Source organism: Bacillus sp. DWP3-1, assembly GCF_049896565.1.
Classification (GTDB): domain Bacteria; phylum Bacillota; class Bacilli; order Bacillales; family Bacillaceae; genus Bacillus.
The window spans coordinates 263,752-289,218 of record NZ_JAFCUN010000003.1; the positions used below are offsets into that span (position 1 = coordinate 263,752).

A 25,467-nucleotide genomic window follows, 5' to 3' on the forward strand; every position below is an offset into this window, starting at 1 on the left:
CCTTTTCTTTTGATAAACTGAGTATAAAATATAAAGGTGACAAAACATGTCACCTTTTTCAAAAGGAAAGTCAAAATGAAAAAATCAGAACGATTAAACCAAGAGCTTATTTTTTTAAGTGATAAATACTCATTTCAGCTAAAGGATTTAGAAACTGAATTTGGCATATCTAAACGCACGGCTTTGAGAGATATGGAAGAGCTAGAGTCGATGGGCTTAGCTTTTTATGTTGAAAATGGAAGACATGGGGGATATCGACTGGTGAATCAATCTCCATTGGTTCCTATTTATTTCAATATCGATGAAGTTCAAGCTATTTTTTTCGCGCTTAAAGCTTTAGACTTGGTGTCAGCAACACCATTTAAAAAATCCTACTCACAAATTCGGCAAAAGCTGTTTGCCACAATGTCTGATGAGAGAAAACAAATGATCACGGAGACTTTGGATGTGATTCATTACTATAATGTCGCACCAGTCAGTGAACAAAATCAATTGGAATTGATTTTACAGGCGATGATGGAAGATCAAATCGTGAAGATGACTTATACTCAAAATGAAAATAAAAGGATCAGGCTGCAATTTCTTGAGTTGTTTTATCGAAATGGGATTTGGTTCACCAAAGCATATGATGTTCGAAATAAAAAGTGGGGCATCTATAGATGTGACTTTATGAAGGACGTGATGATTGAAGAAGAAATCAGAGACACCTTTACGAAGGAAGAATTAAAAGAACTGCAGCTCGAGTACGAAAAAACTTATCATGATATCTCATTTAAATGTCGATTAACGGAACAAGGAAAAGAAAAGTTTTTGAAGAATCATTATCCGAATATGAGATTGGAGATCGTTGATGATACTCCTTATATTATGGGTGGGTACAACCAAGAAGAATTATCGTATATGACCCACTATTTGATCTCATTTGGGAAACATGTGAAAATTGAATACCCTGATGAATTAAAAGAAAGTTATCTGAATCAATTGCAAGAAATGGTCGACCAGTATTGAACCATAAAAGACTTCAGAAAAGGCGAACCACTACAGTTCGCCTTTTTCTTATCTGTTTTTATCACGGTGAGTTACTTCGCCGCAGTGAATGTATTGGTTTTCGGTTTATCATGTACCTTTCCATACGTCAGCTGACGCCAAATAAATTCCATCGGTCCGTACTTAAACCGTTTTAACCATAACGTACTGAAAAGCACAAGGAAGACATACACGCCAATAGCCATGAAGAACGTACCAGCAGGCTGAAGATGATCGGCAAGCCCCGCTCCATACTTTAGAAATAGCATGGTTCCAATGATCGAGTGAAGCAAATAACAGGTCAGGGACATCCGTCCGACTTTGGTAAAGACCATTAAAGCACCTCGCAGCTGAGGAACGTGTAGAAATAGCATCGCAAGTGTACTCATATAAAACATACTGCCAGTTAATCCCACGTTTTGTTCCAGGGCAGTGGCAATGTTCACCCAGAGTGCATTTTCAAAAGGATTGACCGCCGTAATGATCGTACTGCCTTGGGTGATGAGAAAAGCGATTGTACAAATGATCCAAATGCGATTCCAAATTGCTTTTTTCGCCTCCATGTTTTTGAAAAACTCCATTTTCACAAAATACACACCAAGTAAAAACATGAAGAACATAGAATAGACAGTGAAAAATGAACTGGAAGCCATCGTCACCATATCAGCCCACCTGTCTCCGATGGATGCTAAATAATTCAGACTGTTGTGGCTGTTCAGCTCGAAATCAGCAAAATCGGGCTTGCCTGATGATCCTGTACTGATGGAATTGAGCAGCATCGTGAAAAAGGGTGTGAGCAATTGAATCACAAAGAGTGTGATCAGCCAGTTTCGGATGGTTTTGGCTGTGCGTTTGTAAAAGAAAAGCAATAAAAAGCCAGTGACTGCATAATAGGCCAAAATATCACCAATCCAAACAAAAGTTAAATGCAGAAGGCCAAACCCTAAGAGAATGGTTAACCTGCGGGCAAACAGCTTGTTCGGACTGTCCACCTTTTGGGCAGCGCGATCCATAAAAATCATAAAACCAACCCCGAATAGGAAGGAGAACAACGTAATGAATTTCCCTGAGGCAAACCAATTCACCAAGTTGTGAAAGACATCATTTGATTCCATATCGAACCCCTTCGCCGAATCCACGATTAAAAAGTAATTGACCAGAATAATTCCCATTAAGGCGAATCCTCTTACGATGTCTAAGAAATGAACTCGATCCTTCAAATTCATCGCGTGTGCTACTTTGTTTGCATTCATATCCATGCTCCTTTTCTTGTTATGATAAATGTCATTCGGATCAACACATCGATCCTTACAATGAATCAATATACGACCCAATTCTTAACAATTTATGAAGATCCAATTTTTTGAAAATGAATGTGACAAATTGATGGCAGATGGTCATATTCATAAACTGTTAAGATTTATGCTGTATCTTTTCACATAGCTAGATGATATATAGTAAAGACATAAAAGAAAGTACATCACGTATCATGAGGTGAGAGAGACATGACGCATCGAATATTAATCGTAGAAGATGATCAAGATATTGGAGACCTTTTGCAGGAATCCCTTACACGTGCTGGATATGAGGTGCTGAGAGCGATGAATGGCGAGCAAGCATTGAAACTTGTGGACGATTCGCTCGATTTGGTGATTTTGGATGTGATGATGCCAGGTATATCAGGTATCGAAACGTGCCAGCAGATGAGAGCCTCTTCTAATGTTCCGATTCTATTTCTGACAGCCAAATCAAGTACATTCGATAAAACCGAAGGCTTACTTGCCGGCGGGGATGATTATATGACAAAACCTTTTTCAGAAGAGGAGCTCCATGCTAGAGTCATTGCACAATTACGCAGGTATACCGTCTATCAGGAAAAGAAGGAACAGGAAGAAACTTTTCTTGTTGGGGGCAAGCTGAGGGTGAGCGAAGAATTTAATGAAGTGTGGAAAGAAAGTCAGCAAATCAAGCTGTCTGATTTAGAATATCGTGTGCTCAAGCTGCTGATGAGCAGGCGAAACAAAATCTTTTCAGCCCAAAATATTTATGAGAGCGTGTGGGGACAGCCTTATTTCTATTGTTCTAACAATACGGTGATGGTGCATATTCGAAAGCTGCGTGCCAAAATTGAAGATGATCCAGCTCGCCCTGTATATATTAAAACGGAATGGGGAAGAGGATACCGATTTGGCACATCGTAAATATACGCTAGCTAAAAAGCTGGCATTGCTGATTTTGGCGGCTGCCATTGTGAGCGGTCTTGTTTTTATGACGCTGCAAAAGATCACCAATGAGCTCATTGACGGATACTTGAGTTCGGACGAGTATTACGAGGAGGAGTCAGCTAAATATATTCAAAAATTCAGTCGTTATGTTTCTGAGAATAAGCTGTCTTCAACAGATCGACAAGCGTTTGGGGAGTGGGTGAAAAAAGAGAATTACATTAATTTGACCATCTTCAAGGATGAAGTGCTGCAATATGACTCCATCTATTCGGCTGCTGATGAATCGGCGTACGGAAAAGAAAAGGTGACCCAGTACGCTGAGCATCATTCGTATCCAGTTCAGTTTAGCGACGGTGAAGGCCGCGTCATGGTGGATGGTTTCTATTCATCTCGTTACCACGATCTTGCCTTTACACTCGAGCTGCTCGGGGCGACGCTTATTTTTCTCCTCATTGTTCTGCTTGGCATTCGCAAAAGTTTACGCTATCTGCAAACGATTCACCAAGACATTCATATTCTTGAAGGCGGCGAGCTGGACTATGAGATGACGGTAAAAGGGCATGATGAATTAGCCATGATTGCCAAAAGTATTGAGGATCTTCGAAAAGCTTTTCTGGACAAGCTTCAAGCCATCGACGAGCTGCAAGAAGAGAGCCGCAGCTTGGTTACTGAAATGTCACATGATATGAGGACACCGCTGACGTCGCTCATGATGAACCTGGAGTTTGCGAAAAAAGAGGAGGCTGGAGCGGACCCCCGTAAAGATCAATATATAGCAAGTGCTTATGAGAAAGCACTGCAATTGAAAAATCTGTCTGATAATCTGTTTGCCTATTTTCTACTTGATAAAGAACATGAACCTGAGCTTGAGACCGTTGCAGTCAAAGAGGTCATTTACGATCTCTTATCAGATCAGGTGGCGATCTTGCAGCAAGAGACATTCAAGGTTCATCTTTTAGGAGAGCTGCCAGACAGCTATATCAATGTGAATGTCGAGGAGCTGGGCCGAGTGTTTGATAATCTGATGTCGAACATACTGAAATACGCCGATCCGAAAAAAGATATCAATCTTACGTTTCTATCCGATCAAGAAATCTTTGAGATCCACGTCAGCAATGCGATAAAAGAGACAAATGACACACAGGAAAGCACTGGACTTGGTGAACGAAGCATAAAACGAATGATGTCCCGCATGCACGGGCAGTTTGAAAGGATGGAAAAGAACGATATTTACTACATCGTGCTGCGATTCTGGCACATCAAAATATAGATGACAAATGAATAACATGGAATGGAGAGACAATCTAATGAAACGATTCAACAACTTCCATAAGGTACCCGATCTCTTGCAAGGCCTTCTGAATATCTGTCTGTTCTTTCTGGCCATTGCTTTAAGCGTCCTCTTAATTAGTGAAACTTGGTATATTGTCCAATTTGTCTACAAGAATGTGGTCAACAAAGGAGACAGCTATTATGAAATGCTTGGTGAGCTGCTGATCTTCTTTATGTACTTTGAGTTTATTGCCTTAATTATTAAGTACTTTAAATCAAACTTTCATTTTCCGCTTCGCTATTTTATTTACATTGGCATCACAGCCGTCATCCGTTTGATTATCATCGATCATGAAGAGGCTGTATCGACCTTCTGGTGGGCGCTGACCATTCTAGCTATGACCGTTGCACTCTTTATCGCCAGTAAACGACATGCAGTTCAGGAGCATGAAGAAGTGAAGTGAGGGAAGAAGACGAACGCTGACCGTTCGTCTTTTTTTCATGTATTGGTATTGAGGAGGTGAACATTCCATCTTTAAAGTAGTACATTAAGATGTTGTAGTGATGAGTGATCGCAAGAAGAAACAGGGATATTCAAAAGTGGTTTACCTGATGGACGGATTCTTATGGTATGCTTTAGAAGCCTTTTCTTTCCATTCATATTCATCATTCTATGAACATGGTTCGATCAGGTTGTTTTTTTACGAAATATTCTAGTTGAACAACTGCTCGTTCTGACGAGAATTGTGCCCATTTCCAAAGCACCGAACCGTCAGTATATGAGTACGATCCTTATTTTCACTGAAAGTAAATTATTCTTATTTCGAAATATCACTCATTAGGATATAGGAATGAAGATGACTAGCGCGGCTGGCCATTCTCGTTTCTGTTTGAAGGAGCGGAGAAATTGACAGACATCAAGAACGAACCATTCTCATTTACAAGTATGCAGCAGGCAGCCCCTGTCCATATTCCAGAAAGACAATTCATTTCATCACACGACGGCACAAGCCTTGCGTATTATCCATTTTTATCAGAAGAGAAGACGCAGGCCAATGTGATCTTGATTCATGGCGGTGGTGCTCATAGTTTGGCTGGTTACGAGCATATCGCCTATACGCTTCAGCATGATTTTCAAGTGAATACGTTTTTAATCGATTTAAGAGGTCACGGCCATTCTGATGGAAAAAAGGGTGATACACCTAGTATCACAGATGTGTGGCAAGATATTTCGCAGTTTGTGGATGCGGTCAAACAGCAGCATAAGGGAGCTGTTTATCTTTGCGGGCATTCATCTGGAGCAGGATTACTGCTAAACTACATATCTTGGCCGAAAAAAAGAGAAGTTGATGGCTACTTTTTTATTGCACCTGAATTTGGCTATCAATCAGACACTGCAAGACCTGATCAAATTCCTTTTGCGACCGTTCAAGTATGGAAATTCGTTTTGTCTGCCATGACAAAAGGGTTGCTGATGAGTCATTCTGAAGCCGTGCGTTTTCATTATCCAGCATGGGCAGTCGAGCAGGATCCGCTTCTATTGACAGCCATCACCGTCAATCTATCACTTGCTTTAACCCCGTCTGCACCTAAAAAACAATTTGCGATGATGGATCGGCCCTATGCGATGTTAGTAGGCAGCGAGGATGAGCTGTATGATATAGAAAAATTTCCTGCCTATCATGAGCTACCACATGAAGAGATCAAACAACAATCAGTCTATGAAGTGCTGGATGGATATACCCATTTGTCGGTGTTACTAGAAGCAGGAAAACATATTGGAAAGACCATCCAAATGTGGAATCGTTCTATTTAGTATGAACAACTAGTCAACACTCTCCCTTTTTCTTAAAAATTTACATTGACACCATCCTTTTCTATGATAAAATCATAGTGTGATAATGAGAATCGTTATCAAACGATATGACTACATATAGAATGGATAGGTGAGGTACATGTTCAAAAAATCTTTTTGGTCGCTAATAGTTGTGCTCTCCATCGTTTTACTTGCAGCTTGCGGGAACAATAACAGTGAAGGCAAGTCAGCTAATAAAGAAAAAACAAGAACCGTTGAAAGCGCTATCGGTTCAACTGAAATAAAAGGATCGCCTAAACGTGTGGTGACGCTGTACCAAGGAGCAACCGATGCAGCAGTCGCTATGGACATTAAACCAGTGGGTGTTGTTGAATCATGGCTTGAAGCACCTACGTATAAATATTTAAGAGATGACTTAAAAGATGTCAAAATTGTTGGGCAGGAAACTCAGCCAAACTTAGAGGAAATTGAAAAGCTTAACCCAGATTTGATCATTGCATCAAAAATCCGCCACGAGGAAATTTTTGATCAGCTGAAAGAAATCGCTCCAACTGTAGCAACAGAAACAGTATTCACTTTTAAAGATACAGTGAAATTAATGGGTGAAGCGTTAAATCAGCAAGACAAATCAAAAGAATTGCTAACGAAGTGGGATGATCGTGTCGCTGATTTCAAAGAAAAAGCGAAAAAAGACATCAAAAACTGGCCAATGAGTGTGTCTGTAGTGAACTTCCGGGCAGATCATGCTAGAATCTATCAAACTGGATTCGCAGGGTCCATTTTAACAGAGCTAGGCTTTGAAGGACCTAAGAATGTCAAAGATAAAAAGCAAGACATCATTACACTGACAGACAAAGAGAGCATTCCGCAAATGGATGCAGATGTGATCTATTACTTCATGGATGATCAGGATAAAGCGGTTGAAAAAGCATATAAAGAGTGGACGAGTCATCCTTTATGGAAGCAGCTTGACGCAGTGAAAGCGAAACAAGTGCATAAAGTGGATGAAATCACTTGGAACATGGGTGGCGGTATGATCGCTGCAAACATGATGCTTGATGATATTTATGATCGTCTCGGAATTGATAAATAAGGATAGCAGAGGAGAAAATGTGAAAAACCATTTTCTCCTTTTTCCATAACAGATTGAAAGCGGGAATCAGATGAGAAGTTTATTAAAAAAGGATTCGAGCAAGGCGCTGCTGTTTGCTGGATTCGTCGTATTGATGTTGGTCTTTTTTATGCTCAGCATTTCTCTTGGGCAAACCTCTATTTCCCTCAAAGCCACCATCCATGCGTTTCTTCATTTTGATGAATCGGATCCAAACAGTGTCATTGTCATGACATCCAGATTATCAAGAGCTTTAATTGCAACAGTTGTTGGATCAAGTCTAGCCATCTCAGGTGCACTGATGCAGGCATTAACGAGAAATCCGCTTGCGGCGCCAGATTTGTTAGGCATTAATGCAGGTGGACTATTTTTTATCGTCATTTCGATTGTTTTCTTTTCAACAGAGTCATTAACAGGCTATATGTGGACAGCCTTTTTAGGTGCTGCGATTGCAGGGATGCTCGTTTTTCTTTTGGGCTCTATTGGAAGAGATGGATTGACACCGGTCAAAATTGTCCTTGCAGGTGCGGCGATATCTGCACTGTTTTCGTCCTTTACACAAGGTCTTTTAATCGTGAATGAACAGTCGATTCAAAGCATCCTGTTCTGGATGGCGGGTTCAGTGTCTGGAAGAAGCATTGATATGCTGCTGCCTGTTTTGCCTTATATTTTAGGTGCAACAGTTGTGGCGCTGCTTCTTGGACGCTCCATCAATGTCCTTTTGTCAGGAGATGATATTGCGAAGGGACTTGGCCAGCGTACGCTGGTGCTGAAAATCACGATGGGAGTTCTCGTCGTCTTTTTAGCGGGTGGTTCCGTCGCTGTCGCAGGATCGATTGGGTTTGTTGGTTTTCTAGTGCCGCATATTGTGAAAAAGCTTGTTGGACCTGACCACCGCTGGGTACTGCCGTATTGTGCCGTTGTGGGGGCATCGCTTTTACTTGTCGCAGACCTTGCGGCTCGTTTTCTGATCATGCCGCAGGAAGTGCCGATTGGTGTCATGACGGCGGTAGCAGGAGCGCCTCTATTTGTTTATCTCGTGCGCAAGGGGTTGAAGACAGGTGGCTAAAACATATACAGTGCGTTCAAAGGGCGGACGCATATCATTTCAATTTTCAAAGCGGACGTTTTTGATTTTACTTTTATTGACGGCCGTTGCTTTTGGATTATTTATTCTCAGTCTCTGTATGGGCAGCCGGTTTATTCAGCCGATGGATGTGCTGCTTCATTTAATCGGTCAGGGAGAGGGAAACACCTTTGTGCTCAATACGCTGAGGATTCCAAGAACACTGCTGGCTGTCTTAGTGGGGGCCGCGCTTGCGGTATCAGGGCTTATTTTGCAAGGATTAATCCGCAATCCGCTTGCATCGCCTGACATCATTGGGATTACGAGTGGTGCTTCGTTCGGTGCGATTATGTTTATTGTTTTTTGGATGGGCACTGTGCCTATTGCGTATCAATCCTTATGGGCGATTGCAGGGGCTTTTGCTGTTTCGTGTCTGATTTATTTGCTTTCATGGAAAAAAGGGGTTAAGCCGATCACACTTGTCCTAATGGGCATCGGGATTTCTGCCATTATGAAGGCGTGTGTGACATTTACTCTTGTTCTTAGTGATACGATGACGACGACAAAGTCATATATTTGGCTGACGGGCAGTTTATATGGTTCTACGATGAAGGACGTCACGTCGATGCTTCCTTGGGTCATGATCATTTTACCGATTGTCATGGTGTTAGCAAGAACGATGAATGTGAAGGAGCTTGGAGATGATCTCGCAACAGGTCTCGGGGTAAAAGTGCAGGCAAAACGGTTATTCTTTCTGCTGATGAGTGTGATATTAGCGGGGATTGCTGTTGCCTTTGCAGGCGGCATTGAATTTGTTGGACTGATGGCGCCGCATGTCGCACGGATGATCATCGGCCGCTCCTTCATTGCGCTGGTGCCGGCATCTGCGCTTGTTGGGAGTATTCTCGTGATGCTGGCAGATTTAGTAGCTAGAACGGCTTTTCTACCGTTAGATGTACCAGCAGGTGTATTCACGGCTGCAATTGGTGCACCGTTCTTTATTTATTTGTTATACCAGCAGCGAAATCGATAAACGAAAGATGGAGGTTTTGATATGAGGCCAGAGTGGGTTGAGAGAGAATTACTTGATTTCGGGGTACACATCACAAATGGACCAATGACATCTGACCGCACACTTGCTGCGCTTTTTTCAGAAGCATCTGTCCTGCGTTTATTAGAGGCTGAAAAGGAAGCCATGCATGCACCGAATGTGGCGGTAGCAGCGTCGATGTTTTCAAAGCGTTATGCCTACTTAGCCGTCAGTTCCTCTTTGTACATGATGACGCTGTATGACGGTGTCTATCAGTTTTCACCGGAGGCATGTGCCTTTAGAGAGGATCGGAAAATTGAAATTGATGAGTCTTTGTGTTCGTTTGTTCCACTAGAAGGAGATCGGCATGAATGGAGAGAGCAGGCTGTGCATGCGCTGTTTACGGAGTGTGTTACCCCTCTTTTAGACGTGCTGAAGCGCACTTCAAGACTTCCGTATACCATTTTGTGGGAGAATATAGCGGTTCGTATCAATTCTCTTTATCGCAGCATGATGCGGGAAGCCGAAGAGCCTGCGGTGAAGCAGCGCGTGCGGGAGGATTATCTGTATCTGAAGCAAGCGGCTGGTGATGTATTCGGAGCAAAACAAAATCCATTTCATCACAGCTTAAACTTAGATGACAGTTTACTAGAAACATCCGACCGAAAGACCTGCTGTATGTATTATAAGCTCGAGAAAAAATCGGAGAGTCTCGATTATTGTCTTGTCTGTCCGCTTGAAAAAAAGAAAGGCACTGCTTGCTCATAGCAGTGCCCTTCTTTTTTATTCCCAAATCGCGCCTGCCCATTCTGGGTGATCGATAAAGGGATTGCGGTTGTTCTGATACGTTTCATAAATGATCTCGTTGCGGTTCCGTTCGATTTGATCGACTGGATCTTGTTTGTGCCACTTGAGAAGTACGGACATTTTGCCATGGAGAGGGGCGCTTCCATTATTCACTTTGTCGTTTAATTCTAAATCTGGAAAGCGGTCATCGCCCTCGTACCGCACTGCCATATAAAAGAGCATTCTTGCCACATCCCCTTTCACCCGGCTATGAGGTTCGAATGAGTCGCTGTCGTAGAAATTACCCGGTGCCCCCTTGTATTCATTTCCGCCCAGATCAAAATCTAAATTTCCACGTGTGCTATTCGTTTGCACGTCTGTTGCCCGCAGATGATGGAGATCTGTACCGGGGCCCTGGCTTGTCCCAAAGTTGCCGTGTGACTTAGCCCAGACATGCTCCCGGTTCCACTGGCCAACATTTCCGCCATTCGCTTGCTTTGAGCGAGAGACACCGCTATAGAGCAAGAGCACATTGCTTGGATTCTTTGGATCTTCATCTGTTTTCTTTAAGGCATCCCAAACTTGGCTGTAGGATAGCTGCTTATGATCATCAATAATATCGTGTAAAGCTTTCTTTAGAGCGGGTCCTGATTTGCCATTAGCAGATTGATAATAGGAATCGATTTGACTTGTAGCGGCTGTTTTCGCTTGTTGTGCAGATGTTTCGTTTTGAAGCTGTAACGGGGAAAATGTGATGGTTTGGCTCGGTTTATTCAGAGTAAAGCTTTGAGCTTTCGCAGCTGGAGGCAGCGGGGCGGCTAACGTGCCGAATATCATGATTCCGGCAGCCACAGTTCCAAATAAGGTTCTCTTCATTCGATTTCCTCCTTAATAGGGAATGTATTCTCTTTATTTCTATCATATTGTCAGAAAGAAATAAATGGATTTATCGTAAATGTTATGTAATGAATTCGTAGGAAATGAGATTGCTATTTTAACAGCATTGCTGTATAAGTGGGCATATAGGACGACAGCGAGGGAGAGGATGGATAACGTGAAAGAACTGCAAATACCTTCAAGAACGATTATGACACCAGGACCTGTTGAAGTAGACCCGAGAGTGCTCCGTGTGATGAGTACCCCAATTCTCGGTCAATTTGATCCAGCATTTACACATATCATGAATGAAACGATGACCTTATTGCGGTCGCTTTTCCAAACAGAAAATGAATGGGCTTTTCCGATTGACGGCACGTCTCGTTCAGGGCTTGAAGCTGTGCTTGCCAGTGTCATTGAGCCGGGTGATTCAATGCTTGTGCCTGTCTTTGGCCGCTTCGGTCATCTGCTCATTGAAATAGGACAGCGCTATGGTGCTGAGGTACATACAATGGAATGTGGATGGGGAACGGTTTTTGATCCTAGCGATATCATTCAGGAAATGAAGCAGGTCAAGCCTAGAATCGTTGCGATGGTCCATGGTGAAACATCCACGGGGCGGTTGCAGCCGCTTGAGCAAATTGGTGAAGCGTGCCGAGAACTCGATGCACTGTTCATTGTAGACGCTGTAGCAACCATTGGCGGGGCCCAGGTGAAAGTGGACGAATGGAAGATTGATGCGGCGATTGGCGGTACGCAGAAGTGCTTGTCTGTTCCATCAGGCATGTCACCTATCACGTATAATGACCGGGTGGCAGCTGTCGTTGAATCGAGAAAGAAAGTGGAAAAGGGAATTGCGACACAGGATGAATTGCAGGAGCAAATGGATATTTCTCCAATTAAAAGCAATTACTTTGATCTCAGCCAGCTCCAGGATTATTGGAGCCCTAGACGATTAAATCATCATACAGAAGCGACAACGATGCTCTATGCACTTCGTGAAGGGGTTCGTGTTGTGCTGGAAGAAGGACTGTCTGAGCGTTTTCAAAGGCACGCATATCACGAGAAAGCCTTGATGAAAGGTCTTGAAGCGATGGGACTTGAATTGTTCGGTGATCCACATTGTAAAATGCCAGTTGTGACATGTATTGAGATTCCAAGTGGTATTGATGGAGAAGCGGTACGTGCCGATCTGCTTAAGCATTTTGGCATTGAAATCGCAAGCTCCTTTGGACCGCTAGCCGGACGTATATGGAGAATTGGCACAATGGGCTATAGCTGCAGAAAAGAAAACGTGCTGTTTGTGTTAGCAGGGCTGGAAGCGATTCTAATCAAACACGGTGCATCCATCCATTGCGGAGCAGGGCTTCAGGCGGCTCTTTCTATCTATGAACAAGGTGAATAAAGTCATACGGATACTCGCTATTTGCGGGTATTTTTTAATTGGAAAAGAAAACTAATTTTTGAAAAACTAGACTTATAGACAGTGATATCGCTATACTGAAGAAGTTCTGAGTTTTTGACATCATTTTCATTTATTTTGCAGAAAGAGGTTTTTTGATATGAAGAAAATGGGCAGATTATACATTTTGATGCTCAATATTTTTATTGCCATGCTTGGCTTTGGCCTCATTGTCCCTGTCATGCCAAGTTATATTGAAGCCTTTGGCGCAACAGGAAAAACACTCGGTTTTCTTGTCGCTGCAACAGGTCTTACACAATTTGCTTTATCGCCGGTTGCAGGCGCACTGACCGATCGATTTGGACGTAGAAAATTGATCATTGCCGGGATTGCCGGCTTTACCATTGCCCAGTTTATTTTTGCATTTGCTGATCAGCTGTGGATGCTGTTTGTATCACGTTTTTTAGGCGGTGCGGCCGGAGCTTTACTCATGCCAGCCATGTTTGCATACATTGCTGATATCACAAGTGAGAAGGACCGAGGGAAAGGAATGGGGCTATTTAGTGCAGCAATGACGTTAGGCTTTGTTATTGGACCAGGCGTAGGCGGCTATTTGGTCGAGTATGGGATCGCTTTTCCTTTTCTCATCGCAGGTTCCTTTGCAGCTCTTTCTACCCTGTTATCCATCCTGTTTTTACCTGAAACTTTAACAAAGGAAAAGCAGGAAGAAGCGCGGTTAAACAAAGACATTCATTTCAACCCTTTTGTGCAAATGATGCAAGCTTTAAAGACATCCTACGGTTTTTTGTTTATATTGGCGTTTGTCCTCAATTTTGGCATTATTCACTTTGAATCGATTTTCGGCTTATATGTAGACCAAAAACATGGATTTACACCGAAGGATATTGCGTTTGTGATTACGGTTGCGGGTCTTGCTGGCGTGCTTGTCCAAGGTGCGTTGGTGAATGCCTGTGTGAAACGATTTGGTGAAATGCGCGTCGTGCGTTATGCACTGCTAGGAGCGGCTTTGATGCTCATCGTCTGCCGTTTTGCGCCGTCCTTTTGGCTGATCTTTACAGGCTCTATTTTATTTTTGTCGGCTACTTCATTTGTTCGTCCAGCTCTCAATACATTGCTGTCCAAAATGGCAGGTAATCAGCAAGGAGTAGCGGGCGGTCTCAATACATCCTTTATGAGCCTTGCCAATATCGTCGGGCCGAGCCTTGCGGGCATACTATTTGATGTGAATATTGAGTTTCCTTTTATGCTCGGAACACTAGTGCTTTGCATAAGCTTCATTGCATCCATCGTGTGGGGGAAAAAAGTGCAGCATACTTCTGCAATTTCTTAAAATTTGTTTATAAAAAAACCGATCAGCACAGATTGATCGGTTTTATTATAATGGTCATCACCTTTTACTATGTAACGACAGGTGATTTTTCTTTATGAAGCGCACGAATCATGGCATCATCTACATGTAAATGCTCTTTCACTAATTGAGGAGGGGTTAAGGCCATCCACTGATTCAACGAAATATCTGCAAAGCGATTTTTGCCTCCTCGTGTATCACTTTTCTCCTCCAAACTATATGAAGCTTCGGCAGAAAACATTCAATCAGGATGGTGTGAGAGAAGCATCTGAATACGTAATGCTAAGCGCAGCCTTAATGTAGCTTCAGGGTCTTTTAAGCTGATCCGAAGCAGCTCCTCACACTTCTCCAATCGATAAATGACCGTGTTGCGATGAATAGACAAACGTTTCGCTGTTTCTGAGATGTGGCAATGCGTTTCTAAATAGACAGATAAGGTGTGGAGGAGGTTTTGACCAGCTTCATATAACGGGTGAAGGTGCATCTGGTGAAACGTGACTAAATCCTTTCTTGGAATAAGCTTCAATAAATCTGGCACATCCTTTGCCTGATAGAACTGAATATATTCCGCCTGCGACGAGAGATGTCCGGCTTGAAGAGCCTCTAATGCTTCACTGTAGCCCTCAGACAGATGGGTGATGCGACAACTAGTCAAGCTCACGCCAAAGGAAATGGTGTGATTCGCTTGTATGCTAACGAGCATCTGCAACTGTTTCAAAAAAGAGAGGAGTCTGCCACTCATCTCTGACCAACTTCCTGTCTCTTCCATTAATACAATGCCCATATCACCTTTGACAAACAGAAAGGAAGGAAAAGGAGAGCTTGGAAGTGCGCTGTCAAGTAGATCAACGACTTGATCTAACATCAGTTGCTGGTTCAAAAAATGAGTGGTTTCATGACAATGATCAAGCTGACAGATCATACATAGATAGCTGTTTTCTACGTTTAATCCAAACGTCTTCGCAATGTATGCAGCGTCTTGCTGAGAATACGATGCACCCTCTATCCATCTGCGAAACCCTTCATTTCTGGCACGCTTGGCCGTTTGCTGGGCAGTATATTGTCTCATTCGCGCAATTGAGATTTCGTTTACTGCTTGTGCAATGAAGACTTGCAGTGTTTCATCCAGCGGAGGAATGAAGGAAGGGATGACCACATACTCACATGTTTGTTCGGTTAGATCAATCGGAAAGACGGAAAAGGTTTGCTTCGCATATATCATCGAAAAATAATGGGGTGTCCTTCTTTGGAAAAAGGGGAGAATGCGAATCCAATCTGGGCTCGTGATCATGGTGTGCGAGTTGCAGAGAATACGTCCATGCTGGTTACACAAATAGACAGGCTTGAGAATCCTTTCGGCGATTTTTTGCAATGCTTCAAACTGGTTATCGTCTATGTTCATATCCACTAAGTCTCCTTTATTGAGAACTAAAGCTCTTGGTGAAGATGAATAAATAAATGGACAATCACTGGTAACTTCTCTGATATGCAATTTATGTTATCAGCTCAAATCATTTTAGATAGAAAGTTGTCAACTAATATCACAAACAAACAGAGCGTCAGGACAAAATCACGTACCGTCAGTCATCTTCATTCAGAATTACGGGCAAATATGATATGTTGTAGACAGAAGAATTTCTTTCAGAAATATGGGTATCACAAGAGAAAAAGGCTTTCATGTGAGGAAGCCGTCTATACATGAGAGTGGCAAGAGGTGAGAAACATGATTTATATCGGATTAACTGGCTGGGGAGACCATGACAGTCTTTATCCGCCGAAAATCGGCAGCGCTCAAAAGCTGTTTCACTATTCATCAACGTTTCCCATTGTGGAGCTGGATGCCAGCTTTTATGCGGTTCAGCCTGAGCGTAATCATGAAAAGTGGATCAAGGATACGCCAGATACCTTTCAATTTGTCGTGAAAGCATATCAAGGAATGACCGGGCATCAGAGGGGAGAAATTCCGTTTGCTTCGAAGGAAGAGATGTTTGACGCATTTATTCTTTCATTGACTCCGCTCATTCGTGAAGGGAAACTAGCCATGGTTCTGTTTCAATTTCCACCATGGTTTGATTGCAAAAAAGAGCACGTCCACTATTTAAGATGGTGTAAAGAGAAGATGGGTGACATTCCATGTGCCCTCGAATTCCGTAACCGCACATGGTTCTCAGATGAATTTTATGAGCAGACCTTGTCCTTTATGGAAAAAGAAGGATGGATTCATTCTGTTTGTGATGAGCCGCAAGTTGGAGAAGGTTCCATTCCGTCAGTCATACAAGCTACGCACCGTGATAAAACATTGGTCCGTTTTCACGGAAGAAATAAACAGGGCTGGCTTCACCCAGCAGACCATGAGAATTGGCGTGAAGTGCGATACTTATATTTATATAATGAAGCTGAATTAAAAGAGTGGAAAAAGAATCTCGACATTCTGCATCAGCAATCAAAAGATGTCTATGTCGTGTTTAATAATAACTCCGGCGGAGATGCAGCGGCGAATGGCCAGCAGATGATTGATTTGCTGGATATTACGTATTCAAGCCTTTCTCCGAAGCAGTTAGATTTATTTAGTTAATTGAGAGCTGCGGCTTTCAACCTGAATGACGGTTCAGTGACAACTTGAGGGAGAGATCAACATGCTGCAGAAGCTATGGTTATATCATACAAACGACTTGCACAGCCACTTTGAGAACTGGCCAAAAATCGCAGCTTATATTGAAGAAAAGCGTCAAGTTCACGATCAGATGCTCTTGTTTGATATTGGCGACCATATGGACCGAGTGAACCTTGTGTCAGAAGCTGATTATGGAAAGGTAAACGTCAAGCTCCTCAATCAGCTTGGCTATAACGGGGTCACGATTGGGAATAATGAAGGCATTACGCTGCCTCATGATCAGCTGGATCAATTGTACGAGCATGCACAATTTCCAGTGGTCCTGTCTAATTTATTTGAGAAAGGCAAAAGGCCATCGTGGGCAAAGCCCTATCATATGATCCAAATGGAAAACGGACTGAAAATATGTCTCTTAGGCGTGACCATTGCGTATACACCCGTCTATGAAAAGCTGGGCTGGGACATTACAGATCCGTTTGACAGCATACGGGTCATGCTGCAGGAAGTGAAGGGACAGGCGGATGTCATTGTGCTCTTATCCCATCTTGGTATCATCCATGATCGGGAGGTCGCCCGTGATTTCCCTGACATCGACATCATCCTAGGCTCGCACACGCATCATTTGTTAGAACAGGGTGAAATGAACAATGGGGTGCTGCTTGCATGCGCTGAAAAGTATGGGCATTATATTGGCTGTGTCGAGCTGACAATTGACATAGCGCGCAAAGAGCTGATCGAGAAAAAAGCAACGGTGCAGTCAGTGGATCAGCTGATCAGTGAATCAGATGAAGCCATCACTACCTTACAGCAAGCAGAAAGAAGAGCCAAAGCCCTCATGCAGGAAAAAGTAACAGCGATTGAGTCAAGGTTAGAAACGAAGTGGTTTGATGAATCCCCGCTTCCGCAGCTCTTAACAGATGCCATTAAAGATTGGTGCGGGGCAGATATCGGCATGATGAATGCAGGTATGGTGCTTGATTCATTAGAGGCAGGAATCGTGACAAGAGAAGAAGTCCACCGAATCTGCCCGCATCCCATTAATCCCATTCGGGTGACGCTTACCGGTCAACAGCTCATCGAAACCGTTCGGCGTGCCTGTGAAGAAAAAATGGAACAGCTGCGCATCAAGGGCTTCGGCTTTAGAGGTGAGCTGATGGGGAAAATGCTGTATAGCGGCCTCACCTTTACAGTAGAAGAAGGCGAAACCAAACGGGTAAAGGATGTCTTTGTACATGATCAATTGATCAAAAAGGACGCTTCCTATACGGTTGGCACAGTCGATATGTATACATTAGGCTCTCTATTTCCTCATATCCGTGACCATGAACACATTGAATATTTCATGCCGGAATTTTTACGTGATGTGCTTACTTGGCGCCTGAAGGAAACCACATGAAATCCGCTTTAGCCTAACAACACTCGCCCTCTTGTCACATAGATTGTGATGAGAGGAGTGAAGGGATTTGGTGAATTTAACACCTATTAAAATTGATGGACATTCCTTTACAGCCGTCACCGTTAAACTGCCGAAGACGAATTTTATGGCGGTGACAAATGAACATGGGTATATTATGTGCGGTGCACTGGATGTCGGGCTCTTAAATGAAAAGCTTGCAGATAGAGGAATTATCGCAGGGAGAGCAGTTGGTGTGAGGACCATTGAGCAATTGCTTGATGCCCCTTTAGAATCTGTGACATACGCCGCAGAAGCGCTAGGCATTACAGCTGGAACCAATGGAAGAGACGCATTATTAAAAATGGTGAAATAAAAATGGATAGATGATTCCTATCCCCCCGCCTGTCTGCATACACTTGTAGTGGAGAAGGGGGGATTTTTTATTGAGAATGAACCGCCGTTATCGCCCCTATAAAAAGGGCCCTTTGCCATTTCGATACGTCATGCTGCTTGCAATCTTATTCTTTGTACTCTCAACCGTCATTAGTCTATTTTTTATTAACCGTTCAATTAAACCAACCCTTATTCACATTGCTGAACTAGAAACAGAGCGTATCGCCAATCATCTGATTCAATATTCTGTTCAAGACTTTGCAGACGATCAGGAGAATATGAAGGATATGGTGGTCATGAATACAAGTGAGAACGGAAAAGTAACGACCATCGATTTTAATGCGCAGGCAACATCGAAAGCAATGGCTGATCTGTCACGTCATCTTCAAAAAAATTTAGAGGACATTGAAAAGGGGAACTTTCAAAAAGAGGCAAAAGAAGCGTTAAAGGATCAAACAGATGGACATGACGGCATTATATATAACATTCCGCTTGGGCAAGCGTCTGGAAATGCACTCATCGCCAATCTAGGGCCAAAAGTGCCTGTACGCTTTAGTGTCATTGGTGACCCGCATACGGACGTTGAAAAAAATATTAAGCCCTATGGCATCAACAATGCCTTGATTGATATTAGTGTTCTGATCGAGGTCAAGGTGAGAGTCATCATCCCGTTTGCATCTGAAACAATCGTGGTCAAGAACTCAGTTCCCGTCTCCATACAAGCCGTTCAAGGGGACGTACCAGATTATTATAACGGCAGTGGAACAAACTCAGGCGCTCCATCGATTGTTCTCCCAGAGAAAAAGGAGAAGAAAGAATAATGAAAAACAGCCCAAGGAATGATTGGGCTGTTTTTTTATTTGCGTTTCCGCTCAGCTCTTTCCCACGCCCTTAAATGAGGGTATGGATCAAATGACCATTCAGTTCTGCCGTTGTCTTTATACATGCCATAGTGAAGATGCGGCGGAAATTTTCCTGCTGTGCCTGGGGGGCCATAACCGGAGCTTCCGACAGATCCAATGACCTGTCCGGGTTCAACAATTTGACCTGTTTTGAGTCCTTTTGCAAAGCCATTTAAATGAGCGAAGTAATGATAATGATTATGAATATCTCGAATACCAATCCGCCAGCCGCCAAAGCGGTTCCAGCCTTTCATTTCAATCACGCCATACGATGTCGCACGAACGGGAAGTCCATAATGGGCAAATAAATCCGTGCCCTCGTGAATTCTTCTGCCTCCAAATCCTCTTGCATCTCCCCATGTGCTCCGGTAGCTGTAGTCAGCTCCAACCGGAAGAGGGAAAGCATGCTTTCCGAGGTCAAGATGGCCATAGTGCTGATATAGCTTCATAAAAGATGAAATGATTCCAACGGTTTGATCTCGGCCATAATAGTCCCATAAAGCAATTTTTAATTGATCAATGCTGCTGCCGTAATGAAGCAAGTATTGAGCAAACGTGAATAATACATCCTCATCGTCATCGCTGTTCGCTTTTCCATCCCCGTTTCCATCAAGTCCAATTCCATCAAACACTTTAATGCTTAAAGGAGAGGTATCCTGCTTATTCGGGTTTTCAGGGCCGATCCACATTTCCCGGGGAATGTAGATACCAATGATGCCTTTTTGTTTCGGTAAATCTCTTCTGCTTTTTCGAATATTGTGCTCATACTGATCAACCGCAGCAAGTACATACCATGGAACTTGTGTCGTGATGGCGACTTTTTCGTATAGTGCCATTCGCTGCTTCAGTACATCTGGCTGCTTGCCTTCCCCTTGTGCATGAACAGGTAAAGGAAGCATTGAAAGAGCGATCATGATGGCTAAAACCACTTTCACAAACGTCCATCTCCTTTCATCAAGCATCGTCTTCTACCGTTTAGTGTGGTTAGATCATCCTATTTCATAAGAAGAAAATGTTAGTAATTTTCTTCTGATTTTTTTAGGAGGCTTTTGGGTATTTTTGCAGCTCATTCCCTTGTTGTTCAATCTGTACTATGTTAAAGTGTCTAAAGAAAAGGCTTTAGGCCGAAGATTCAATTTTTTGCAGCTTCTTAGCTGCATCCATCGTATATAGCAGGAAGATTTTTGTAGATGCACCTTTAACGAATTCATATGGAGATGATGGAATTGGCAAAGAAGGAAGAGCACGTAAGAAAACCGGACTGGCTTAAAATTAAGCTGAATACGAATGAAAACTATACCGGTTTGAAAAAAATGATGCGGGAAAACAACCTGAATACCGTTTGTGAGGAAGCAAAATGTCCGAATATCCATGAATGCTGGGCGGTGAGAAGAACCGCTACATTTATGATCCTTGGATCTGTTTGTACGCGCGCATGCCGTTTCTGTGCGGTGAAAACAGGACTTCCAACTGAGCTTGACCTGCAAGAGCCAGAACGCGTGGCAGATTCAGTAGCCTTAATGAACTTAAAGCACGCTGTCATAACAGCGGTAGCAAGGGATGATCAAAAGGATGGCGGAGCAGGTGTGTTTGCTGAAACCGTTCGTGCCATTAGAAGAAAAAGCCCATTCACGACAATTGAAGTTCTCCCTTCAGACATGGGCGGCAATTACGATAATTTGAAGACGTTAATGGACACACGTCCTGATATTTTAAATCACAATATTGAAACAGTTCGCAGATTAACGCCAAGGGTTCGTGCACGTGCTACATATGATCGTTCATTAGAATTCTTGCGCCGCGCAAAAGAAATGCAGCCCGACATTCCAACGAAATCAAGCATTATGATTGGACTAGGTGAAACGAAGGAAGAAATCATTGAAGTCATGGATGATCTTCTTGCGAGCAACGTGGATATTATGGCGATTGGTCAGTATTTACAACCTTCGAAAAAGCATTTGAAAGTTCAAAAATACTACCATCCGGATGAGTTTGCAGAGCTGAAAGAAATTGCGATGTCAAAAGGCTTTAGCCATTGTGAAGCTGGACCGCTTGTGCGCTCTTCCTACCATGCAGATGAACAAGTAAACGAAGCGTCTAAAAAGCGTCAGGCGCAAGCATAACAAAGAAAACGCCAGAGATCTCTGGCGTTTTTTCTCATATTAATTTTGGCCGTAAGGGGCGTTTCTTCTCATGGTACGGTCAGAATTCGTCATACCATTGGCATCTTCTTTCGTAGAAATATCTCCACCTTGAGGGGAATATTTCATTTGTTGAATCGTTTTGGTTAAAATTTGATCAAAATCACGTGAATTGGTTTGAAGACGTGAAAAATTGGCAATGGATTGAAAGTGCTCTGGATTATCAGAGACGTATACATGATAATAACGAGGGAGTACAGAAACCGCCGTTTTCTTTACTTGATCGGCAGATTCATCCCGGTTTTTGTTTCCTGTTCGATATACAATCAGTGCATCCTCATCTGTCACAAGTGTGGCTGCATCTTTGATGTTTGGGAGCTGCACAGTTAAACTTGTAATGACGTGGGCAAGATGCTCGCGATTTAAAGCAGGTGTTCTTTCTTTCTGATCCGTTACTTGCTGGCGCTGATAACGAACATATCCTGCTCTGTTTGTGTCTGCTTCTGGCATGTTGGAATTATTTCCTTCATGACGATCCGATAGACGGATGGTTTTACTTGAAGAATCTTCATCCACTTGCCGGTTCATACCTGATTGAAAGCCGCACCCGCCTAAAAGCATGCTGAGGAGAATCGCGGCTGTCAGTTGTTTCTTCATAAATGTGACCTCCTTTTTTCTTTAGCTTCGGCTAAAACGGAAAAAACATGCTTTAGCAATTGATGGAGTTCTTCCAATGAATTATCATTAAAGATGGATCGTTTAAAAAGAGGTGAGAAGATGATCGTCATTCAGAATGCTACTTTTGATCTTGTAAGAGATATTAAAGACGGTTTTGATGAAGAAGCGTTTAAAGCAAGGTACTCAGATATTTTAAATAAGTACGATTATATTGTGGGGGACTGGGGCTACAATCAGCTGAGACTGAAGGGGTTCTTTGATGACCAAAACCAAAAGGCCACATTTGATACAAAAATCAGCACACTCGATGAATACATTTATGAATACTGTAATTTTGGCTGTGCCTATTTTGTCTTAAAACGAATCAGAAAATAACGCAAAGGGGAGCGTCATGATGTATTTCGTAGACAGAAAAAAAATTGAAGAGATATTACGTTTTTTCGAGGAGCAATATGAGTTGATGCGCAGTCATCAAACATGGACAAGTCCACTAGAGAAAAAAGCGCTGGAACGAATTGTTCATTTGCTCGTCGAATGTATTCTTGATACGGGAAATGATATGATTGACGGCTTTATTATGCGTGATCCAGGAAGCTATGATGACATCATGGATATTCTTGTTGATGAAAAGGTTGTACCCGAAGAGGAAGGCAGTCAGCTGAAAAAGCTTGTCTCGTGTCGTAAAACACTTGTGCAGCAATACCAGGAAGTGGTTCATCACGACTTGCTGCAGGTGATCAGCGAGGTTGAGCATGCGCTAGAGGTTTTCCCAAGCCGCATCCGTACCTACTTGGAGCAGGAGCTTGGCCCAGTATCAGCGTTTAAATAATCCATTGGAGTTGTGAGCATCATGAAATACAAAGGCTACTTAATTGATTTAGACGGAACAATGTATAAAGGAACAGAAAAGATCGAAGAAGCAGGTCAATTTGTTCAAAAGTTAAATGAATTGAACATTCCTTACTTGTTTGTCACGAATAACTCGTCACGCACGCCAAAGCAGGTAGCGGAAAAACTTGTTTCATTCGATATCCCAGCAACAGAAGAACAAGTCTTTACAACAAGTATGGCGACGGCCAATTATATTGCCGAACAAAAGAAAGACGCGTCTGTTTACGTCATCGGTGAAGAAGGAATCAAGCAGGCCATTGAAGAAAAAGGGCTAATGTTCGGTCAGGAAGACGCTGATTTCGTTGTTGTTGGAATTGACCGAGACATTACATATGAAAAATTCGCAGTAGGTGCGATTGCCATCCGTCAAGGCGCACAATTTGTCTCAACAAATGGAGACATCGCCATTCCAACAGAAAGAGGGCTTCTGCCAGGGAACGGCTCATTAACATCTGTGTTGACCGTCACCACTACGGTCCAGCCAACGTTTATCGGGAAGCCAGAATCCATCATCATGGAACAAGCGATGAGGGTGCTCGGGACCGATCTGTCTGAGACGCTTATGGTGGGTGATAACTATGATACGGATATTATGGCAGGGATGAATGCAGGAATGGACACATTACTCGTTCATACAGGCGTGACAACAAAAGAGCTGCTTCAGAAGTATGACAAACAGCCAACCTATGTCATTGATTCATTATCCGAGTGGATTGAGCGATTATCATAAAAAAAAGAGGACAAGCGTTACGCGCGCGTCCTCTTTTTTGCTTTATTCCGCATTTCTCGTACTATGTGCAAGCCTGCTTGATGCTGCAGCAGCAATGGCGCCGACAATGTCATCTAAAAAGGTGTGGCACTCGCCTGTGGATTTATCATTGAGTTTCCCGAGAATCCCTGGTTTTTCTTTATCGATATATCCGTAATTCGTAAAGCCGATCGAACCATAAATATTGACGATAGCAAAGGATAGAATTTCATCAACACCATACAGGCTTTCGTCTGTTTCTAAAATGGACTGAAGCGGCTCGGTTAGCTTTTTTTGCTCGGCTAGTACGTCTAGTTCGACGCCTGTTAATATCGCATTTTGGACTTCTCGTTTTGCGATGACACGCTCCACATTGTGGATGCATTCTGTCATGTCTAAGCCAGGATGATATTTTTCCTGTAAAAAGTAGACAAGGTCTGCTATATCTTGAATGGATACGCCTCGTTCTTGTAAACGGCGTCTTGCTGTTTTTTCTACTTCGTTCATCTCATGATGATGCGGCATATATTCCTCACCCAATCCTCGTAATTTGGTCCACAACGTGTAAAAAGCTTCGGATAGTAAATAGTATTCATAAATCCCTCAACCTGCGACTACGATATGATAAGAGATCGATCATATGAACGCAGGTGAAAACATGAAAGAAACCATTTATCACACATTTGGTATTGATGTGCGTCAATTTATGCCATATGGCAGTTATCAGAGCTTTCAAACGTCGGAGACTCTCTTCATCATTGTTCCTGTGTCTCATTTGCGAGAAGAAGAACTCACAGAGCTGTATCATATCAGTCAGTATTTACTGAATGCCGGAGACCCATACGTCGCTGTATTTGAATTAACAAATGAAGAGAAGCCCACCTTTACTCATGGAAAGGAGCTGTATGCTTTATTAAAGGCAGCACCGCCGATCTCAAGCAGATCGTTTCAGCAGGCATCAGAGCTGGCGGCCTTTCATGTCAGGGGAAGAGGATTTCCATATGAGGTATCTGAAACAAAACGTGTGGGAGCCTGGAAGGAATTGTGGGCAAAACGGTTAGATCAGCTTGAAGGCTTTTGGATGCAGCAAATGCACCAAAAACCACTGGAACAGTTTGAAAAAAAATTCATCGAATCCTTTCCGTATTATCTTGGATTAACGGAAAATGCCATTCAATATTTAGTGGATACTGAGCTTGATGATGAACCGAGGGAATGTGACTCAGGCACTGTCTGCCACCAGCGTTTTTCGCGGAGGACTTGGCCGCATGAGCAGCCGCTTCGTTTACCTGTAGATTGGGTCTTTGATCATCCAACCCGGGATATTGCCGAATACTTAAGAGAAACCTTTGTCCAGCATAAGGAAGATTTAATTGAAGAAGGCTTCTCCTTTCTTCAGCAATATGAACAGGTGACACCTCTTTCTTCCTTTTCTAAGCGTTTGTTATACAGTCGCTTGTTGTTCCCGCTTCATTATTTTGAAATTGTGGAAGGCTACTACATGTCAGGAGAAAATGAAAAATCATATTATGAAGAGCGGTTAGATTACGTCCTAAATGATGCCAATCGCTATGAATACTTTCTGAAGGTCTTTCAAGAAATGAGTGCCATGCGAAGCGGCGAGAGCCCGATACCGTCAGTTGGCTGGATCACAGGTCCAGGGATTTGAAGTTTCAGTGAACAGATGAAACGTCTCTTTTCTCTTGAGGCGTTTTTCGTTATGCT

Annotated in this window: 26 protein-coding genes and 1 pseudogene; 20 read left to right on the forward strand and 7 right to left on the reverse strand. The window is 42.9% G+C overall.

Features of this window, described 5'->3' with window-relative positions:
• Positions 1 to 75: 75 nt before the first annotated feature.
• Complete coding sequence (locus ACP7A0_RS09005) at positions 76 to 1,008, forward strand: helix-turn-helix transcriptional regulator (protein ID WP_066030433.1); 933 nt, start codon at positions 76 to 78, stop codon at positions 1,006 to 1,008.
• Between the two features lie 71 nt (positions 1,009 to 1,079).
• On the opposite strand, the gene ACP7A0_RS09010 is transcribed toward ACP7A0_RS09005, so the two are convergent.
• Positions 1,080 to 2,279 carry a DUF418 domain-containing protein gene (locus ACP7A0_RS09010; RefSeq protein ID WP_375566292.1) on the reverse strand — a complete coding sequence of 400 codons (1,200 nt, stop codon included), beginning with the start codon at positions 2,277 to 2,279 and terminating at the stop codon, positions 1,080 to 1,082.
• Positions 2,280 to 2,531: 252 nt separating this feature from the next.
• On the opposite strand from ACP7A0_RS09010, the gene ACP7A0_RS09015 reads away from it, so the two are divergent.
• The 8 genes from ACP7A0_RS09015 (at position 2,532) to ACP7A0_RS09050 (ending at position 10,314) form a co-directional block, all read left to right on the forward strand.
• Entirely contained in the window at positions 2,532 to 3,227 is a 696-nt protein-coding gene (locus ACP7A0_RS09015; RefSeq protein WP_375566290.1) for a response regulator transcription factor, read from the forward strand.
• Positions 3,214 to 4,521 (forward strand): HAMP domain-containing sensor histidine kinase, encoded by a 1,308-nt coding sequence (locus ACP7A0_RS09020; protein WP_375566288.1) that lies wholly within the window; start codon positions 3,214 to 3,216, stop codon positions 4,519 to 4,521. Before ACP7A0_RS09015 ends, ACP7A0_RS09020 begins: the two co-directional genes overlap by 14 nt.
• A 37-nt stretch (positions 4,522 to 4,558) precedes the next feature.
• Positions 4,559 to 4,987 carry a phosphate-starvation-inducible protein PsiE gene (psiE, locus tag ACP7A0_RS09025; RefSeq protein ID WP_375566286.1) on the forward strand — a complete coding sequence of 143 codons (429 nt, stop codon included), beginning with the start codon at positions 4,559 to 4,561 and terminating at the stop codon, positions 4,985 to 4,987.
• A 443-nt stretch (positions 4,988 to 5,430) separates the two neighbouring features.
• Positions 5,431 to 6,339 carry an alpha/beta fold hydrolase gene (locus ACP7A0_RS09030; RefSeq protein ID WP_375566285.1) on the forward strand — a complete coding sequence of 303 codons (909 nt, stop codon included), beginning with the start codon at positions 5,431 to 5,433 and terminating at the stop codon, positions 6,337 to 6,339.
• Positions 6,340 to 6,478: 139 nt separating this feature from the next.
• Positions 6,479 to 7,432: an ABC transporter substrate-binding protein gene (locus ACP7A0_RS09035; RefSeq protein ID WP_106071444.1), complete on the forward strand. Its 954-nt coding sequence runs from the start codon at positions 6,479 to 6,481 to the stop codon at positions 7,430 to 7,432.
• 70 nt (positions 7,433 to 7,502) lie between these two features.
• Entirely contained in the window at positions 7,503 to 8,519 is a 1,017-nt protein-coding gene (locus tag ACP7A0_RS09040; RefSeq protein WP_106071445.1) for a FecCD family ABC transporter permease, read from the forward strand.
• Positions 8,512 to 9,549: a FecCD family ABC transporter permease gene (locus ACP7A0_RS09045; RefSeq protein ID WP_106071446.1), complete on the forward strand. Its 1,038-nt coding sequence runs from the start codon at positions 8,512 to 8,514 to the stop codon at positions 9,547 to 9,549. The genes ACP7A0_RS09040 and ACP7A0_RS09045 overlap by 8 nt, the downstream gene beginning before the upstream one ends.
• Positions 9,550 to 9,570: 21 nt before the next feature.
• On the forward strand, positions 9,571 to 10,314 hold the full coding sequence (locus ACP7A0_RS09050; RefSeq protein ID WP_066030439.1) for an IucA/IucC family C-terminal-domain containing protein: 744 nt from the start codon (positions 9,571 to 9,573) through the stop codon (positions 10,312 to 10,314).
• 15 nt (positions 10,315 to 10,329) lie between these two features.
• On the opposite strand, the gene ACP7A0_RS09055 is transcribed toward ACP7A0_RS09050, so the two are convergent.
• The gene (locus tag ACP7A0_RS09055; protein ID WP_106071448.1) at positions 10,330 to 11,208 is read right to left on the reverse strand and encodes an endonuclease I family protein; all 879 of its coding nucleotides are present in this window, start codon (positions 11,206 to 11,208) and stop codon (positions 10,330 to 10,332) included.
• Positions 11,209 to 11,377: 169 nt separating this feature from the next.
• Here ACP7A0_RS09055 and ACP7A0_RS09060 point away from each other — a divergent pair, with 169 nt between their 5' ends.
• Both ACP7A0_RS09060 and ACP7A0_RS09065 read left to right on the forward strand, forming a co-directional pair.
• Positions 11,378 to 12,613, forward strand: coding sequence for a pyridoxal-phosphate-dependent aminotransferase family protein (locus ACP7A0_RS09060; protein WP_066031736.1), 1,236 nt, complete (start codon positions 11,378 to 11,380; stop codon positions 12,611 to 12,613).
• 157 nt (positions 12,614 to 12,770) lie between these two features.
• A complete protein-coding gene (locus tag ACP7A0_RS09065; protein ID WP_060597247.1) occupies positions 12,771 to 13,961 on the forward strand; it encodes an MFS transporter in 1,191 nt (396 codons plus the stop codon).
• 67 nt (positions 13,962 to 14,028) lie between these two features.
• On the opposite strand, the pseudogene ACP7A0_RS09070 reads toward ACP7A0_RS09065, so the two are convergent.
• A pseudogene (locus tag ACP7A0_RS09070) lies at positions 14,029 to 14,160 on the reverse strand (oxalate decarboxylase); the annotation flags it as partial.
• Between the two features lie 60 nt (positions 14,161 to 14,220).
• A complete protein-coding gene (locus ACP7A0_RS09075; protein WP_060597245.1) occupies positions 14,221 to 15,381 on the reverse strand; it encodes a PucR family transcriptional regulator in 1,161 nt (386 codons plus the stop codon).
• A gap of 321 nt (positions 15,382 to 15,702) precedes the next feature.
• On the opposite strand from ACP7A0_RS09075, the gene ACP7A0_RS09080 reads away from it, so the two are divergent.
• From ACP7A0_RS09080 to yunB, 4 genes are all read left to right on the forward strand, one after another.
• Positions 15,703 to 16,554 (forward strand): DUF72 domain-containing protein, encoded by an 852-nt coding sequence (locus tag ACP7A0_RS09080; RefSeq protein ID WP_106071449.1) that lies wholly within the window; start codon positions 15,703 to 15,705, stop codon positions 16,552 to 16,554.
• Between the two features lie 61 nt (positions 16,555 to 16,615).
• A complete protein-coding gene (locus ACP7A0_RS09085) occupies positions 16,616 to 17,989 on the forward strand; it encodes a bifunctional metallophosphatase/5'-nucleotidase (RefSeq protein ID WP_106036540.1) in 1,374 nt (457 codons plus the stop codon).
• Positions 17,990 to 18,056: 67 nt separating this feature from the next.
• Positions 18,057 to 18,362: a YunC family protein gene (locus tag ACP7A0_RS09090; protein ID WP_034659881.1), complete on the forward strand. Its 306-nt coding sequence runs from the start codon at positions 18,057 to 18,059 to the stop codon at positions 18,360 to 18,362.
• Between the two features lie 76 nt (positions 18,363 to 18,438).
• Entirely contained in the window at positions 18,439 to 19,203 is a 765-nt protein-coding gene (gene yunB / locus ACP7A0_RS09095; RefSeq protein ID WP_034282711.1) for a sporulation protein YunB, read from the forward strand.
• A gap of 35 nt (positions 19,204 to 19,238) precedes the next feature.
• Here the strand turns inward: yunB and ACP7A0_RS09100 are convergent, their stop codons facing one another.
• Positions 19,239 to 20,183, reverse strand: a complete 945-nt coding sequence (locus ACP7A0_RS09100) for a M23 family metallopeptidase (protein WP_223250433.1) — start codon at positions 20,181 to 20,183, stop codon at positions 19,239 to 19,241.
• A 327-nt stretch (positions 20,184 to 20,510) separates the two neighbouring features.
• Between ACP7A0_RS09100 and lipA the strand changes: the two genes are divergently transcribed.
• Positions 20,511 to 21,407, forward strand: a complete 897-nt coding sequence (lipA, locus tag ACP7A0_RS09105; protein ID WP_034660686.1) for a lipoyl synthase — start codon at positions 20,511 to 20,513, stop codon at positions 21,405 to 21,407.
• 39 nt (positions 21,408 to 21,446) lie between these two features.
• On the opposite strand, the gene ACP7A0_RS09110 is transcribed toward lipA, so the two are convergent.
• Entirely contained in the window at positions 21,447 to 22,082 is a 636-nt protein-coding gene (locus ACP7A0_RS09110; protein WP_034659879.1) for a YhcN/YlaJ family sporulation lipoprotein, read from the reverse strand.
• Between the two features lie 120 nt (positions 22,083 to 22,202).
• On the opposite strand from ACP7A0_RS09110, the gene ACP7A0_RS09115 reads away from it, so the two are divergent.
• From ACP7A0_RS09115 to ACP7A0_RS09125, 3 genes are read left to right on the forward strand one after another with little or no spacing between them, the layout of a single operon-like run.
• Complete coding sequence (locus ACP7A0_RS09115; protein ID WP_003213192.1) at positions 22,203 to 22,478, forward strand: YutD family protein; 276 nt, start codon at positions 22,203 to 22,205, stop codon at positions 22,476 to 22,478.
• A gap of 19 nt (positions 22,479 to 22,497) precedes the next feature.
• On the forward strand, positions 22,498 to 22,932 hold the full coding sequence (locus ACP7A0_RS09120; RefSeq protein ID WP_375566278.1) for a DUF86 domain-containing protein: 435 nt from the start codon (positions 22,498 to 22,500) through the stop codon (positions 22,930 to 22,932).
• Between the two features lie 18 nt (positions 22,933 to 22,950).
• Positions 22,951 to 23,724, forward strand: coding sequence for a TIGR01457 family HAD-type hydrolase (locus ACP7A0_RS09125; protein ID WP_106039163.1), 774 nt, complete (start codon positions 22,951 to 22,953; stop codon positions 23,722 to 23,724).
• Positions 23,725 to 23,766: 42 nt separating this feature from the next.
• Here ACP7A0_RS09125 and ACP7A0_RS09130 read toward each other — a convergent pair whose 3' ends face one another.
• Positions 23,767 to 24,267 carry a phosphatidylglycerophosphatase A family protein gene (locus ACP7A0_RS09130; protein WP_060597240.1) on the reverse strand — a complete coding sequence of 167 codons (501 nt, stop codon included), beginning with the start codon at positions 24,265 to 24,267 and terminating at the stop codon, positions 23,767 to 23,769.
• Positions 24,268 to 24,382: 115 nt separating this feature from the next.
• On the opposite strand from ACP7A0_RS09130, the gene yutH reads away from it, so the two are divergent.
• The gene (yutH, locus tag ACP7A0_RS09135) at positions 24,383 to 25,411 is read left to right on the forward strand and encodes a spore coat putative kinase YutH (RefSeq protein WP_275718461.1); all 1,029 of its coding nucleotides are present in this window, start codon (positions 24,383 to 24,385) and stop codon (positions 25,409 to 25,411) included.
• The last annotated feature ends 56 nt before the right edge of the window (positions 25,412 to 25,467 follow it).

What these genes read in the sequence shown, in the direction of transcription:
- ACP7A0_RS09005 (WP_066030433.1), top strand. Translation starts at nt 76, where the DNA reads ATGAAAAAATCAGAACGATTAAACCAAGAGCTTATTTTTTTAAGTGAT.
- ACP7A0_RS09010 (WP_375566292.1), bottom strand. Translation starts at nt 2,279, where the DNA reads ATGAATGCAAACAAAGTAGCACACGCGATGAATTTGAAGGATCGAGTT.
- ACP7A0_RS09015 (WP_375566290.1), top strand. Translation starts at nt 2,532, where the DNA reads ATGACGCATCGAATATTAATCGTAGAAGATGATCAAGATATTGGAGAC.
- psiE (WP_375566286.1), top strand. Translation starts at nt 4,559, where the DNA reads ATGAAACGATTCAACAACTTCCATAAGGTACCCGATCTCTTGCAAGGC.
- ACP7A0_RS09035 (WP_106071444.1), top strand. Translation starts at nt 6,479, where the DNA reads ATGTTCAAAAAATCTTTTTGGTCGCTAATAGTTGTGCTCTCCATCGTT.
- ACP7A0_RS09040 (WP_106071445.1), top strand. Translation starts at nt 7,503, where the DNA reads ATGAGAAGTTTATTAAAAAAGGATTCGAGCAAGGCGCTGCTGTTTGCT.
- ACP7A0_RS09050 (WP_066030439.1), top strand. Translation starts at nt 9,571, where the DNA reads ATGAGGCCAGAGTGGGTTGAGAGAGAATTACTTGATTTCGGGGTACAC.
- ACP7A0_RS09055 (WP_106071448.1), bottom strand. Translation starts at nt 11,208, where the DNA reads ATGAAGAGAACCTTATTTGGAACTGTGGCTGCCGGAATCATGATATTC.
- ACP7A0_RS09060 (WP_066031736.1), top strand. Translation starts at nt 11,378, where the DNA reads ATGGATAACGTGAAAGAACTGCAAATACCTTCAAGAACGATTATGACA.
- ACP7A0_RS09065 (WP_060597247.1), top strand. Translation starts at nt 12,771, where the DNA reads ATGAAGAAAATGGGCAGATTATACATTTTGATGCTCAATATTTTTATT.
- ACP7A0_RS09075 (WP_060597245.1), bottom strand. Translation starts at nt 15,381, where the DNA reads ATGAACATAGACGATAACCAGTTTGAAGCATTGCAAAAAATCGCCGAA.
- ACP7A0_RS09080 (WP_106071449.1), top strand. Translation starts at nt 15,703, where the DNA reads ATGATTTATATCGGATTAACTGGCTGGGGAGACCATGACAGTCTTTAT.
- ACP7A0_RS09085 (WP_106036540.1), top strand. Translation starts at nt 16,616, where the DNA reads ATGCTGCAGAAGCTATGGTTATATCATACAAACGACTTGCACAGCCAC.
- yunB (WP_034282711.1), top strand. Translation starts at nt 18,439, where the DNA reads ATGAACCGCCGTTATCGCCCCTATAAAAAGGGCCCTTTGCCATTTCGA.
- ACP7A0_RS09100 (WP_223250433.1), bottom strand. Translation starts at nt 20,183, where the DNA reads ATGCTTCCTTTACCTGTTCATGCACAAGGGGAAGGCAAGCAGCCAGAT.
- ACP7A0_RS09110 (WP_034659879.1), bottom strand. Translation starts at nt 22,082, where the DNA reads ATGAAGAAACAACTGACAGCCGCGATTCTCCTCAGCATGCTTTTAGGC.
- ACP7A0_RS09115 (WP_003213192.1), top strand. Translation starts at nt 22,203, where the DNA reads ATGATCGTCATTCAGAATGCTACTTTTGATCTTGTAAGAGATATTAAA.
- ACP7A0_RS09120 (WP_375566278.1), top strand. Translation starts at nt 22,498, where the DNA reads ATGTATTTCGTAGACAGAAAAAAAATTGAAGAGATATTACGTTTTTTC.
- ACP7A0_RS09130 (WP_060597240.1), bottom strand. Translation starts at nt 24,267, where the DNA reads ATGCCGCATCATCATGAGATGAACGAAGTAGAAAAAACAGCAAGACGC.
- yutH (WP_275718461.1), top strand. Translation starts at nt 24,383, where the DNA reads ATGAACGCAGGTGAAAACATGAAAGAAACCATTTATCACACATTTGGT.